This window comes from Martinezella lusitana (genome assembly GCF_010668395.1).
GTDB classification, from domain to species: Bacteria; Pseudomonadota; Alphaproteobacteria; order Rhizobiales; family Rhizobiaceae; genus Rhizobium; species Rhizobium lusitanum_A.
In genome coordinates this window covers 38951-51884 of the sequence record NZ_WUEY01000019.1, presented here as the reverse complement: position 1 = coordinate 51884, position 12934 = coordinate 38951, and the positions used below count along the sequence as shown (strand labels likewise).

At 62.1% G+C, this 12934-nt stretch carries 11 protein-coding genes; 6 read left to right on the top strand and 5 right to left on the bottom strand.

The features are described 5' to 3' along the window. Positions 1–96 precede the first annotated feature (96 nt). Complete coding sequence (locus GR212_RS28660) at positions 97–1365, bottom strand: epoxide hydrolase family protein (protein WP_163991947.1); 1269 nt, start codon at positions 1363–1365, stop codon at positions 97–99. Between the two features lie 241 nt (positions 1366–1606). Here GR212_RS28660 and GR212_RS28655 point away from each other — a divergent pair, with 241 nt between their 5' ends. Both GR212_RS28655 and GR212_RS28650 read left to right on the top strand, forming a co-directional pair. Next, positions 1607–1999 (top strand): DUF427 domain-containing protein, encoded by a 393-nt coding sequence (locus GR212_RS28655; RefSeq protein ID WP_163991945.1) that lies wholly within the window; start codon positions 1607–1609, stop codon positions 1997–1999. Beyond that, positions 1986–2717 (top strand): gamma-glutamylcyclotransferase, encoded by a 732-nt coding sequence (locus GR212_RS28650; RefSeq protein ID WP_163991943.1) that lies wholly within the window; start codon positions 1986–1988, stop codon positions 2715–2717. Before GR212_RS28655 ends, GR212_RS28650 begins: the two co-directional genes overlap by 14 nt. 200 nt (positions 2718–2917) lie before the next feature. On the opposite strand, the gene GR212_RS28645 is transcribed toward GR212_RS28650, so the two are convergent. After that, positions 2918–4465, bottom strand: a complete 1548-nt coding sequence (locus GR212_RS28645; protein ID WP_163991941.1) for an MFS transporter — start codon at positions 4463–4465, stop codon at positions 2918–2920. A 599-nt stretch (positions 4466–5064) separates the two neighbouring features. On the opposite strand from GR212_RS28645, the gene GR212_RS28640 reads away from it, so the two are divergent. After that, positions 5065–5973 carry a LysR family transcriptional regulator gene (locus GR212_RS28640; protein WP_163991939.1) on the top strand — a complete coding sequence of 303 codons (909 nt, stop codon included), beginning with the start codon at positions 5065–5067 and terminating at the stop codon, positions 5971–5973. Between the two features lie 29 nt (positions 5974–6002). Here the strand turns inward: GR212_RS28640 and GR212_RS28635 are convergent, their stop codons facing one another. From GR212_RS28635 to GR212_RS28625, 3 genes are all read right to left on the bottom strand, one after another. Continuing rightward, complete coding sequence (locus GR212_RS28635; RefSeq protein ID WP_163991938.1) at positions 6003–6146, bottom strand: hypothetical protein; 144 nt, start codon at positions 6144–6146, stop codon at positions 6003–6005. 76 nt (positions 6147–6222) lie between these two features. Continuing rightward, the gene (locus tag GR212_RS28630; protein ID WP_163991936.1) at positions 6223–9417 is read right to left on the bottom strand and encodes an efflux RND transporter permease subunit; all 3195 of its coding nucleotides are present in this window, start codon (positions 9415–9417) and stop codon (positions 6223–6225) included. Positions 9418–9456: 39 nt separating this feature from the next. Continuing rightward, complete coding sequence (locus GR212_RS28625; protein WP_163991934.1) at positions 9457–10632, bottom strand: efflux RND transporter periplasmic adaptor subunit; 1176 nt, start codon at positions 10630–10632, stop codon at positions 9457–9459. A 72-nt stretch (positions 10633–10704) separates the two neighbouring features. Between GR212_RS28625 and GR212_RS28620 the strand changes: the two genes are divergently transcribed. From GR212_RS28620 to GR212_RS28610, 3 genes are all read left to right on the top strand, one after another. Next, positions 10705–10944 (top strand): hypothetical protein, encoded by a 240-nt coding sequence (locus tag GR212_RS28620; protein WP_163991932.1) that lies wholly within the window; start codon positions 10705–10707, stop codon positions 10942–10944. Positions 10945–11216: 272 nt separating this feature from the next. Further along, complete coding sequence (locus GR212_RS28615) at positions 11217–12143, top strand: amino acid ABC transporter permease (protein WP_163991929.1); 927 nt, start codon at positions 11217–11219, stop codon at positions 12141–12143. Beyond that, positions 12140–12904 (top strand): amino acid ABC transporter ATP-binding protein, encoded by a 765-nt coding sequence (locus GR212_RS28610; protein ID WP_163991927.1) that lies wholly within the window; start codon positions 12140–12142, stop codon positions 12902–12904. The genes GR212_RS28615 and GR212_RS28610 overlap by 4 nt, the downstream gene beginning before the upstream one ends. Positions 12905–12934: the final 30 nt, after the last annotated feature.

Here is a 12934-nt window from a genome sequence, read left to right as displayed (position 1 = left end):
GATGGAAGAAGGTTATTGCGTCGATCTTCGCGGATAAATCCGCGAGAATGCGATACTCTGTCTCTTCAGGAGAGATAATGTGGCCCGCAAGGCCGATCATTTGTTCCGAAGGCTCGAAAATGCGGCCCGCAATTCGCTCGTGAAGATCTTCGGCTGTTCGAAGGCGGCGAAATGCCCACCCCGCTCCGCGCGGTTCCAATAGACCAGGTTGCTGAACGTCCGCTCCGCCCATTTTCTGGGAGGCGTGAAGATCTCGCCGGGGAAGACCGAGACGCCGGTCGGGATAGCGACGGGGATCGAATTGAAGGTCAGGTCGGCATTCTCCGCATACATCCGGGCGGAGGATGCGCCGCTGTCGGTGATCCAGTAGAACATGATGTCGTCGAGCATCTGATCATAGGTGAAGATATTTTCGGGATCGCCGTTGCTGTCGCTCCAGGAGGCGAGCTTCTCATAAATCCAGGCTGCCTGACCGGAGGGCGAGTCGGCGAGCGCATAGCCAATGGTCTGCGGGCGCGTGGCGTGGATCTGGAAGTAGGCGGAGCCTTCGCTGAAACGCTTCAGCTGTTCGCTCACGACCTCTTCGTCCGGCGTCCGATCGGAGGGGAAGGGGTTTGGAACGACAAAGGGCAGGTTGATATGCATCGCCTTCAGACCCTTGACCTGCAGCCGACCCATTTCCGTGGTGATGACGCTGCCCCAGTCGCCGCCTTGCGCGACATAGCTGTCATAGCCAAGCCGGTGCATCAGCTCGTCCCAGGCATGAGAGATCCGGGTGCGGTTCCAGCCCTTTTCCGTCGGCTTGTCGCTGAAGCCGTGGCCGGGGATTGATGGCAGGACGACATGGAAGGCATCCTCTGCCTTGCCGCCATGCGCCGTCGGATCGGTCAGCGGGTCGATCACCTCGAGGAATTCAACGATCGAGCCCGGCCAGCCATGCGTCATGATGAGTGGCAGGGCGTTCTCATGCCTTGAGCGGATATGCAGGAAATGGATGCCGAGACCGTCTATCTCGGTCTTGAACTGCGGATAGGCGTTCAGGCGTGCCTCAAGGCGGCGCCAATCGTATGTCGTGCGCCAATAATCGACGAGGGCCTTCACCTTCTCGAGCTGGGCGCCCTGAGAGGCATCCGAAACCGTTTCCCGCTCGGGCCAGCGGGTCCTGGCGAGCCTAAGCTTCAGGTCGTCGAGATCGGCCTGGGGGATATCGATCCTGAAGGGCACGAGCCCGGTAGCGGAGGCTGGAGCGGCGAAGCTCGGCAGAGGCGCGAGCGCGACGCCGATTGCTGCTGCCGCCTGCAGCAATTGTCTGCGGGAAAGCGACAGGTCGCCTTCGTTCCTGGAGCCTATTTTCAAATCGAACATGGTCTCATCCTTTGCTGTCGGAGCCGGCTGCGATGGCCTGCCGTTCGCTCTGGAACAAATGTGGCTGAGGAACATGATGCGATAAACGCTGGAAAATGAGACTCTCTGTATCCTGCATGGCGATAAAGCGGGCGATGCTATTGTGGCGATGAGAGAGACAGTTTGTCCGTAAAAGCCTCCTTTATCACGCGCGCCTGCGCATGGATGATGGGCGCCAACATCCTGTTATTCGAGGACGTCCATGAGCGACCCACGCATGAAAATTCCGGACGACGACCATCCGATCAGGCTGCGGCCGAACCCTTCGCGGGTTGTGGTTCGCGCCGGCGGCAGGATCGTCGCCGACAGCCTGCACGCGTTGACATTGCGGGAGGCGAACCTGCCGCCCGTGCATTACATCCCCCGCGCGGACGTTGCGATGGATTACCTCCGCCGCAACGATCACAGCAGCCATTGCCCCTACAAGGGCGCAGCCAGCTACTTCGATCTTGCCGTCGACGGACGGTACCATGCCAAGGCGGCATGGTCCTATGAGACGTCCTATCCCGCCGTCGCTTCCATTGCCGGCTACATAGCCTTCGTTTCCGGACAGATCGCCTGTATCGAAGAGTGGGAACGCCATGACCGTCAATAACAAGGTCTGCGATCCTGTCTTATGTTCCGGCGAAGAGGTCCTTTCGCGCGACCTGCTGCTGAGTGGCACGTTCGAGGCCTTGATTGCCGGTGATGCTCCGACACTGCGGCTTCTGACCGAAGAGGAGCGCCGGGACTCGCTGGCGTCGATACTTGCCGTGCGACCGGCGGGCGATCTCTGGGTGTTCGCCTATGGATCGCTGATCTGGAATCCTGTCATTCACAGTGTTGAGCAGCGGCCTGCCCGCATCAGCGGCTGGCACAGGTCCTTCTGCGTGGCCACCGTCTCCGGGCGCGGCTCGCCCGATAATCCCGGCCTCGTGCTCGGCCTCGACGAAGGCGGCGCCTGCGATGGCGTCGCATTGCGCTTGGCCGAGGAAGACCTCGCTCATGAACTGGAACTGCTATGGCGGCGGGAGATGGTGGCCCATGCCTACATCCCGCGCTGGGTCGGGTTGCTCGACGAAAGTGGCATGCGCTTTGGCAGCGGTATCGCCTTTACCATGGATCCGCTTGCAAGCGCCTATGCCGGCGGTCTTTCCCATGAGGCGAGGGTGCAGCGGCTTGCGACAGCTTCCGGCAGCATCGGCAGTTCCGCGGACTATCTCTTCCGCACGCGCGATGGGCTGAGAGCGCTCGGCATCATGGACGAGGCGCTGGAAGGGCTGGCCGCCGATGTCGAGGCGGCCCAACTGCAATCTTCCGCAAGACTTCGCTGAGGAGCTTCCAATCGCCAAAGCAGGTACTCCGCCCGGCTTTGCGGAAGGACCAAGCCGGAAGCCTGCGGCTTGCGGCAAATGTCGAGCTGCCATTTCGGGATTTCCAATTGAACAGAAAAGGCTCGTAACCGTTTCCAGCACCTCCAATCGGAATGGTGCGACCGACGGTTACGAGCCTTGTCCATTGCGGCCCTGTTTTGTTATTCCCCCGGCGATACGACCGGGTTTGCTTCCTCCTCAGAGGGCTTCGCATTGTCGAGCAGCCCAAAGACGACTGCAGCGGCAAGCAGTGTGATTGCGATCAGCACATAGATCAGCGCATCGAAAGCCGTGCCATAGGTTGCCGCCAATGTTTCAGGGGAAATTCCTGGCAGCAGATGGGCAGCTCGGGCAAGATCGCCGGTGGCGAGATGCCTGGCGGCCGCGCCGATTTCGTCGCCGTTGAACTTGCCGGAGATCGCCTGCTGCAGGGCTGATGCGGCAAAGGCGGCGAGGATGGCGTTGACCATGGCGAGCGTGATGCCCTCGCCGGCCACTTTCGTGGTGTTGAAGATGCCCGTTGCCATCCCGGCCTGCTCCTTGGGCACGAGGGTGACGGAGAGCCCGTCCATCAGACCCCAGGGCATGCCGGCGCCGATGCCGATCAGCAGAAGCGGCGGAACAAGCGCCATGGTATCGGCGCCGATTTCGATGCGGCTGAGATAGAAAAGGCCGGCGGCGGCGATCAGCAGGCCGGTGCCGGCCAGCATGCCGGCGGCGATGCGTCGGGCAAGGGTGGCTGCAAGCAGCGGCACGACGAGCATGGGGGCGGAGAGAGCGAGCATCAGCAGGCCGGCTTCGATCTCGTCATACCCTTCGATGCCGACGAAGCGCAATGGCAGCAGGATCAGGAGCACGACATAGGAATAGGTCGTGGCGATCGGCAGCACCTGGACGCCGACGAAACGGGCGTAGCGGAACAGCGAAAGATCGAGCAGAGGCTGGCGGACGCGGTTTTCCAGCGCCACGAAACCGATCAGGGCTGCAGCCGCTCCGAAAAGCAGCGTCAGCACGTAAGCACTGGTCCAGCCGTTGGCGGGGCCTTCGATCAATGCGAAAGTCAGCAGCGACAGCATCGCGGTGAATGTCGCCGCACCGAACCAGTCGAACCCGGCTGCATCCGGATTCTTCGATTCCGTCATGCGCGGGATGGCGATCAGCAGCGAGAGGGAGCCGACCAACGTACCTGACAGGAAGATCGATCGCCAACCGAAGCTTTCGATGAGGAAGCCCGACAGGATCGGACCGAAGGCAAGCCCGACGCCGAACGTGGTGCCGATCATGCTGAACGCACGGGTGCGGGCATGCCCCTCGAATTCCTGCGCGAGCGCCGCCGATCCGCCGGCAAGCGCCGCAGCCGCCGCCAGGCCCTGCACTGCGCGCAAGCCATTGAGGATTCCGAGCGACGGCGCGACACTGAGGCCGAGCGAGGCGAGGGCAAAAAGGACGACGCCTGATATGAAGATGCGCTTGCGGCCGAAGACGTCGGAAAGCGCGCCTGCCGTCATCAGGAAGCCGCCGAAGGTCAGCATGAAGGAATTGGTGATCCAGTTCATGGCGGCGGCGGTGCCGCCGAGTTCCTGACCGATGGTGTGGGTTGCCATGGCAGCGCCCGAGAAACTGAGCGGCAGGATGAGCGCCGCAAGGCAGACTGCCAGCAACACCGAAAGCTGTCCCTGCCTTGTTGGAGAATTGGAACCTATTGTCATGACGAAAACCTCGTTGTGGTTTTGCGGTTTGCTCGACCGCTTCGCATGACAAAGTGCAATTTCGCTTCACGGCGATAAACGCCACGCGGCGCGATTGTCTGTCTCTCGTCGGGCGACAAATATCGTCGGGCGATTCCTATCTGCGCCTGCATGGCTCTTCGCCGGTCCATCGCGGCAGTGTTCGAAAGGCGGGTGTCTCTTCCCGGACGAGGCGCGGAGGCATCGCAGTGTTTGCGGCATGCGAGATCATGACCAGACCGAGGCCTGCAAGCAGCAGGAGAGCCGCGAGGTTTTGCCTATGATGAGCTGCCGATGCGAACATGTGCATGCCGAAAGGTTTGGCGAAAAAAGGTATCGCCGCCGGGAGAGGGAACGGCGGCGATACCCGGCCTGCCCCATGCGATGCTGGAACCTGGTCTTGGCATAGCGGCATTGCCGGCTGCGAATATGAGGTGTGGCGGTCGGTGGATAAACCGTCTGCCCGGCGCAGCAGTGTCTCCCTTGGGGAGACAACGCCCTCCATCCAGCAATTCCTTTCCAGTGTCGGGCGTGGCGTGTTAACGAGACGGGAGTGGGTGCTTGTAGAGCAAGGAGCGACAATGGCCCTGACTTCGCCACCGGTACATGACATCGCCACCTTTGTCGCAGTAGCGCAGCATGCGAGTTTCACCCGCGCCGCCGAGCAGCTGGAGACCAGCAAGTCCAATGTCGGCAAGGCGGTTCAGCGCCTCGAGCAGCGGCTCGGGACGAAGCTCTTCCAGCGCACCACGCGGGCGGTGCGGCTGACGGAGGATGGGGAGACCTATCTTGAGGCGGCCCGGGTCGCGCTCGAAGGGCTGAGCGAGGCGGAGATCGCGCTGGCGGCGCGGCGGGAGCAGCCGGCTGGGCGTGTCCGAATGGATGCGCCGGTGGGTTTCGGCGGGCTGCTTATTCCGACATTGCCTGAGATTCGCAGGAAATATCCGCTTGTCAGTATCGAACTCTCTCTGACCGATCGCCAGTCTGACGCGGTGGGCGAGGGGTGGGATATCGTGGTGCGTATTGGCTCTCTGCCGTCGGAGGGCGAGATCACAGTACGCAAGCTTTGCGATCTGAGGCTTGGACTTTACGCGTCTCCCGCCTATCTGGCGGCGCGCGAGCCGATCACCTCCATCCGCGATCTTCTCCTTCAGGAGGCTGTCATTTTCCGCGCCGGTTCGGGCCGGCTTCGGCCCTGGACGATCTATGAGGGGCCGCATACGTCCGAGCTCTCACCGAATGCCAGCATTGTGGTCGGTGACGGACGGTCGATGATCGATGCGGTGAGGAACGGTCTCGGCATCGGTCAAATCTTCGATCGCGTCGCTCATCCGCATGTCCTGTCCGGCGAGATGGTAAAGGTGTTGCCAGAGGTGGATGTCGACGGTCCGCCGGTGCATGCGCTGATCCCGCTCGGCCGCCGGATGCCGCCGAAGACACGCGTCGTGCTCGAGCATCTCGCCGATGTGCTGAAGGCTCCGCTGGAGTAGCGGAGCCCTTGGTTGGCAATATGGGATTGCTACAGGATGGCCATCATCGCGCCCGCGGCGAATGTCACGATGGCTATGCCTGCGGCCATATATTCAAATGGTCTGCAGAAGAAGAGTAGGCGCTCCCTCGCATAGGGCGGCCAGCGTTCGTCGATCTGATATCTGTGTTGCATGTCTTGCTCCTGAATTTGGGGGTATGGAAGATCTGGAGAGCGGAGATGCGAGGCCATTGCCCCGCATCTCTTGGGATCACTCGGCGGCGATGTGCATGACCTGCGCCTGGTTGTCGTTCTGCGGGTGGTGCTGCGGCAGCGGGCGATTGCCCGAGAGCCTGCGAACCAGCACGTAGAAGACCGGCGTCATGAAGATGCCGAAGAAGGTGACGCCGATCATGCCGGAGAAGACGGCGACGCCCATGGCGGCCCGCATTTCGGCGCCGGCGCCCGTCGAAGTGACGAGCGGGACCACACCCATGATGAAGGCCATGGAGGTCATCAGGATCGGGCGAAGACGCAACCGGCTGGCCTCGATTGCCGCCTTGACGGGGGTGCGGCCTTCGAATTCCAGCTCGCGGGCGAATTCCACGATCAGGATCGCGTTCTTCGCCGAGAGGCCGACAAGGACGATGAGGCCGATCTGGGTGAAGATGTTGTTGTCGCCACCCGTCAGCCAGACGCCGGTCAGCGCCGCCAGTACGCCCATCGGCACGATCATGACGATCGCGATTGGCAGGGTGAAGCTCTCATACTGGGCGGCCAGCACCAGGAAGACGAGCAGCAATGCCAGCGGGAAGACCAGGACGCCCGAGTTGCCGGTGATGATCTGCTGGTAGGTGAGGTCGGTCCATTCGAAGCCCATGCCTTTCGGCAGGGTTTCAGCGGCAATCCGATCGATGGCGGCCTGGGCCTGACCGGTCGAATAGCCCTCCGCAGGCGCGCCGTTGATGTCGGCCGACAGGAAGCCGTTGTAGCGGATCGCGCGTTCCGGACCGGTCGCGAAGTCAATCTTCATCAGCGCCGACAACGGGATCATCTGGCCGGAAGCCGAGCGCACCTTCAACTGGCCGATATCGCCGGCATGGGCGCGGAACTTGGCATCGGCCTGCAGACGGACGCTGTAGGTGCGGCCGAAGGCGTTGAAGTCGTTCACGTAGAGCGAGCCGAGATAGATCTGCAGCGTATCGAAGACGTCGGTCACCGAGACGCCGAGCTGCTGGGCCTTGGCGCGATCGAGATCGGCAAAGAGCTGCGGCACGTTGACCTGGTAGCTCGAATAAAGACCCGTCAGCTCAGGAGCCGTTGCGGCCTTTTCAAGGAAAGCCTTCTTGGCATCGTCCAGTGCCCGGTAGCCGAGGCCGGCGCGGTCCTCGATCTGTAGCTTGAAGCCGCCGGTCGTGCCGAGACCCTGGACGGGCGGCGGCGGGAAGATGGCGATGAAGGCATCCTGGATTGTGCCAAGCTTCTTGTTGAGCTCCGCGGCGATGGCATTGCCGGACAGGCCGGCGCCCTTGCGTTCGTCGAAGGATTTCAGCGGGATGAAGATCAGGCCGGCATTGGAAGAGTTGGTGAAGCCGTTGATAGACATGCCGGTGAAGGCGAGCGCATGGCCGACACCCTCCTGATCGCGGATGATCTTGTCCATACGCCCCATGACATCTTCCGTACGTTCCAGCGTCGCGCCGTCGGGAAGCTGGGCGAAGCCGATCAGGAACTGTTTATCCTGCGCCGGAACGAAACCACCCGGAACCTGCTGGAAGAGGCCGTAGGTCGCGCCGATCATGGCGAGATAGACGACCATGATGATGCTCTTGCGCGACAGCAGGCCGCCGACGCCTTTGCCATAGGCACTCGAGCCGCGGCTGAACGCCTTGTTGAAGCCGCGGAAGAACCAGCCGAACAGATGATCCATGCCGCGTGTCAGCAGATCCTTCGGCGCGTGACGATCCTTCAGGAGAAGGGCAGCGAGTGCCGGAGACAGCGTCAGCGAGTTGAAGGCGGAGATGACGGTGGAAATGGCGATCGTCAGCGCGAACTGGCGATAGAACTGACCGGTCAGGCCGGAGATGAAGGCCAGCGGCACGAAGACGGCGACGAGCACGAGTGCGATGGCGATGATCGGACCGGAGACTTCCTTCATGGCCCGATAGGTGGCTTCCCGCGGCGAGAGGCCATGTTCAATGTTGCGCTCGACATTCTCGACCACGACGATCGCGTCGTCGACGACGATGCCGATTGCCAGCACCAGGCCGAAGAGGCTCAGCGCATTGATGGAAAAACCCATCAGGTACATCACGGCGAACGTGCCGATGATCGACACCGGAACGGCGACCAGCGGGATGATGGACGCGCGCCAGGTCTGCAGGAACAGAATGACGACGATCACAACAAGAGCGACGGCTTCCAGAAGTGTATCGACGACTTTCTCGATCGAGGTGCGTACGAACTGGGTGGTGTCATAGACGATGTCGTATCTGACGCCGTCGGGCATCGCCTGCTGCAGCTCGTCCATGGTCTTGCGCACCTCATCGGAGATGGCGATGGCATTGGAGCCCGGTGCCTGGAAGACAGGGATGGCCACGGCCGGCTGTCCATCGAGGCGCGCGCGCAGCGAATAGTCGGCTGCCCCCATCTCGATGCGGGCGACGTCGCGCAGGCGGGTGATTTCGCCATTGGCGCCAGACTTGACGATGATATCGCCGAATTCCTCCGGCGTCGTCAGGCGGCCCTGGGCGTTGACCGAGAACTGCATGTCGAGGCCGGGAACGCTCGGCGAAGCGCCGATGATGCCGGCGGCGGCCTGGACGTTCTGCTGGCGCACGGCGTTCGCGATATCGGTGGCGGAGAGACCACGTTCGGCCGCCCTTTGCGGGTCGATCCAGACACGCATCGAATAGTCTCCGGCGCCATAGAGCATGACCTGACCGACACCGTCGATGCGGGCAAGCCGATCCTTGATGTTCAGGAGGGCGTAGTTGCGCAGGTAGGTGATGTCGTAGCGATCGTCCGGCGACAGCAGGTTCACGACCATCATCAGGTCGGGCGAGCTCTTCACCGTCGTCACGCCGAGATCGCGCACGGCCTGCGGCAGCCGTGGCTCGGCCTGGCTGACACGGTTCTGGACGAGCTGCTGCGCCTTGTCGGCGTCCGTACCGAGCCTGAAGGTGACGGTCAGCGTCAGCAGGCCGTCCGAGGTCGCCTGGCTCGACATGTAGAGCATGTTTTCGACGCCATTGATCTGCTCCTCGATCGGGGTCGCCACGGTTTCGGCGATGACCTTCGGGTTGGCGCCCGGATATTGCGCGGTGACGACGACCGAAGGCGGTACGACCTCCGGATATTCTGAGATCGGCAGGGACCGCATGCCGATCAGGCCTGCGACGACGATGAGGATCGAGAGCACGGCGGCAAAGACCGGCCGATCCACAAAGAAACGGGAGATATTCATTTTGCTCTCCATGGAAAAGGATTGGAAAGGCGGCCGCCGCTACTGCGCGGCCGCGGTGAGATCGGTCGGCCGGGGATCGACGAGGGCGCCGGGTTTCACGCGCTGCAGGCCGCTGACCACGATGCGATCGCCGTCCTGAAGGCCGCTTTGGATGATGCGCATGCCATCGGCGGTCTCGCCGAGTTGGACTGTGCGATAGGCGATCGTGTTGTCCGCGCCGATCGCAAAGACGAACTTCTTGTCCTGGTCGGTGCCGATGGCGCGTTCCGAAATCAGCACATGGCTGTCCGCTTCCGGCTGCCCGATGCGCACGCGCACGAACTGACCGGGTATGAGCCGGCCTTCCGGATTGTCGAAGATAGCGCGGACGACGATGGTGCCGCTGGCGCTATCGACCTCGTTGCCGACGAGCTGGAGTCTTCCCCGGACCGGAGTTCCGTCGTCGGAGAGCGTGCCGATCTCGACGGGGATACGGCCGATGTCGCCATTGCCGCCGAGTTTGGCCAGCGCTTCGGCGATGACCTGTTCCCCGACATTGAAGGTGGCGTAGATCGGATCGACGGAGACGAGCCGTGTCAGCGGTACCGAGGTCGAGCCGGCATCCACCAGGTTCCCGGGCGTCACGTCGATCCTGCCGACGCGCCCGGAGACGGGCGCGCGAACATTGGTAAAATCGAGATTAAGCTGCGCGGTTCGCAGAAGCGCCTGTACTGAGCGAAGATTGGCTTGCGCTTCGCTCGCCGCCGCGGCGCGCTGATCGAGATCGCTTTGCGATATCGCCTTGCTGGTGAGCAACCGCCGACCACGCTCAAGCTCGATCCTTGTTATGTCGAGCCGGGCTTCGGCTCCGATGACCTGCGCTTCAGCCTGTGCCACCAGAGCCTCGTAGGGCGCCGGATCGATGGTCACGAGGATGTCGCCCTGGCGGACCAGTGCGCCTTCGCGAAAATGGATGGACTGTACGGCGCCGGCGACACGGGCGCGAACGTCGACGCGTTCGATCGCTTCGAGGCGCCCCGAAAACTGCTGCCAGGTCACGACATTGCGGGTGTGAACCGTCTCATAGGTGACCGGCACGGCCGTTGCCGCCGGTTTACTCCGCTCGCTGGCAGCGGCGTCGTGCGGAGGATTGAAATAAAGCGCTGCGCCGGAAACGGATGCAGCAAGGCTCATGCCGGCGCCCCACAGGGCCCAGCGCTTCGAAAGCGATCTCATTGGTCTAGCTCCTGGATTCCCTCTCGAACCGGAACGGGAACGGATGGTCGTTCATGGATTTCGGATGAGCCGATGACGGGCGTCATCAACTGGTTCGGGAGGAAATATGTGCTGTCGCTCAGGAGGGATAAACGCAGGAAAATGCTATTGACTGTCGCCAAAGGCGATACAATTCCTGACGATGCGTGGTTTCATGGATTGCCGTACGTACCGGCAAGTGCCGAGATGGCTATAACAACCAAGTTCAAGGCGTGGTGCTCCGGCGGAGGCGGTATGGTCAGATCCGATCTGCTGACCATCCTGTGCCCATGACGCGTTTCACAGCGTACGACACGATCTATCCGCTGATGATTGATACGATCTGCCGTTTCTCATCGGTCGCCGATCCCGCTTCAATTCCCAGCCAAAAGCATCCCGTCGGCGAGCGGTTCGTGTGAAGCCTGTATTCTTCTTTACGGAACCACCTTTTGTAGCCTGAACGGAACATCGGTTTTAGAAGCGGAAAACGTCCGGACAAATGCCGCTTGACTTCATCAGGTCGAGCTTCTATCTAGTTGTAGGCCTAACCCTACAATCTGGAAATCATGTCACAGTCTGATCCAAAACCAACCGCCACATTGTCTCTTGCGGATCTCCCTGGTCCCGAGGTGACCGTGCGTCGCCTGCGGCACCCCGGACGCTGGGTCAGCGGTGGCCTTGTTCTCATCCTCCTGATTGTCATCGGCCATGCGTTCGCCGTCGGGCAAATCCAGTGGACCGTGGTCGGCCAGTTTCTGACGGCGGGTGTCATCGTTACCGGTTTCGGCTGGACCCTGCTGATTTCAGCCTGCGCCCTCGTGCTCGGCGTCTTCCTCGGCTTTGCCTTCGGCATCATGCGACTTTCGGAAAACCCGATCCTGCGCTTTGCCTCCTGGCTCTACGTCTGGATATTCCGTGGCACACCGGTGCTGCTGCAGCTTCTCATCTGGTTCAACATCGCGCTGGTCTTTCCCCGGCTGCATATTCCGGGCCTCGTAGATGCCCGCATGGTCGATGTCGTCACGCCCTTCGTCGCTGCCGTCCTTGGGCTCGGCGTCAACGAGGGCTCCTATCTCACGGAGGTCGTGCGCGGCGGCATTGCTTCCGTCGATCGCGGCCAGAAGGAAGCAGCGCATACGCTCGGCATGACTCCCAGCCAGACCATGCGCCGCATCATCCTGCCGCAGACCTTGCGCTTGATCCTGCCGGTGCTAGGCAACAGCGCCATCGGCATGCTGAAGTTCTCTTCGCTTGCCGCCACCATCGCCATGGGCGAGATGCTGAATGCGGCACAGCGCATCTACTTCATCAACGGCGCAGTCATCGAACTGCTGTTCGTCTGCGCCATCTGGTACCTGGCCGGCACCACGGTTCTTTCGATCTGCCAATACTATCTCGAGCGCCATTTCGGCCGCGACGCGGCCAACGCTACCACCGAGCGCCGCTGGTTCTCGGGCTGGGCACGGCGACCGGTCACCACGAGGGAAGCATGAGTCTCGCAGTCAAGGCGGTCGGAATCCGCAAGAGTTTTGGCAATCACGAGGTTCTGAAGGGCCTCGACCTGGATGTCGCCTATGGCGAGGTGTTGTGCATCCTCGGCCCCTCCGGCAGCGGCAAGAGCACGTTCTTGCGCTGCATCAATCATCTCGAAACGCCCAACGGAGGCTATGTCTGGGTGGACGGAGCCATTATGGGCTACACGCTATCGCACGGCGCCCTGCAGGAATTGTCGTTGCGGCATCTGCGCGCCCAGCAGAGCCAGCTCGGCATGGTGTTTCAGCATTTCAATCTCTTCGCCCATCGCACGGTGCTCGGCAACGTCATCGAGGGGCCGATGGTGGTGCGGGGAATAAAGCGCGCGGAAGCCGAAGCGCGCGCCATGGATCTGCTGGAGCAGGTCGGCATGGCCGCCAAAGCGTCAAGCTATCCTTCGCAGCTCTCTGGCGGTCAGAAGCAACGAGTCGCGATCGCCCGCGCGCTCGCCATGGAGCCGCGCGTCATGCTCTTCGACGAGCCGACGAGCGCCCTCGACCCGGAACTTGTCGGCGAGGTGCTGGAGGTCATGCGCAATCTGGCGCGCGGCGGCACCACGATGATCGTCGTCACCCACGAAATCGGCTTTGCCCGGGAGGTCGCCGACCGGGTCGTGGTGATGATCGACGGCGAGATCCGCGAAATCGGCCCGCCCAGCGAAGTGCTCAGCAACCCCGCCGATCCGCGCGTGCGCTCATTCCTGAGCCGCGTGCTCGCGTGAAAACTTTTCAGTCCAACAATGGGAGAACGG

Bases quoted from the DNA above. Each gene is read 5' to 3' on its own strand.
- GR212_RS28660 (WP_163991947.1), bottom strand. From the start codon at position 1,365: ATGTTCGATTTGAAAATAGGCTCCAGGAACGAAGGCGACCTGTCGCTT.
- GR212_RS28655 (WP_163991945.1), top strand. From the start codon at position 1,607: ATGAGCGACCCACGCATGAAAATTCCGGACGACGACCATCCGATCAGG.
- GR212_RS28650 (WP_163991943.1), top strand. From the start codon at position 1,986: ATGACCGTCAATAACAAGGTCTGCGATCCTGTCTTATGTTCCGGCGAA.
- GR212_RS28645 (WP_163991941.1), bottom strand. From the start codon at position 4,465: ATGACAATAGGTTCCAATTCTCCAACAAGGCAGGGACAGCTTTCGGTG.
- GR212_RS28640 (WP_163991939.1), top strand. From the start codon at position 5,065: ATGGCCCTGACTTCGCCACCGGTACATGACATCGCCACCTTTGTCGCA.
- GR212_RS28635 (WP_163991938.1), bottom strand. From the start codon at position 6,146: ATGCAACACAGATATCAGATCGACGAACGCTGGCCGCCCTATGCGAGG.
- GR212_RS28630 (WP_163991936.1), bottom strand. From the start codon at position 9,417: ATGAATATCTCCCGTTTCTTTGTGGATCGGCCGGTCTTTGCCGCCGTG.
- GR212_RS28625 (WP_163991934.1), bottom strand. From the start codon at position 10,632: ATGAGATCGCTTTCGAAGCGCTGGGCCCTGTGGGGCGCCGGCATGAGC.
- GR212_RS28620 (WP_163991932.1), top strand. From the start codon at position 10,705: ATGACGGGCGTCATCAACTGGTTCGGGAGGAAATATGTGCTGTCGCTC.
- GR212_RS28615 (WP_163991929.1), top strand. From the start codon at position 11,217: ATGTCACAGTCTGATCCAAAACCAACCGCCACATTGTCTCTTGCGGAT.
- GR212_RS28610 (WP_163991927.1), top strand. From the start codon at position 12,140: ATGAGTCTCGCAGTCAAGGCGGTCGGAATCCGCAAGAGTTTTGGCAAT.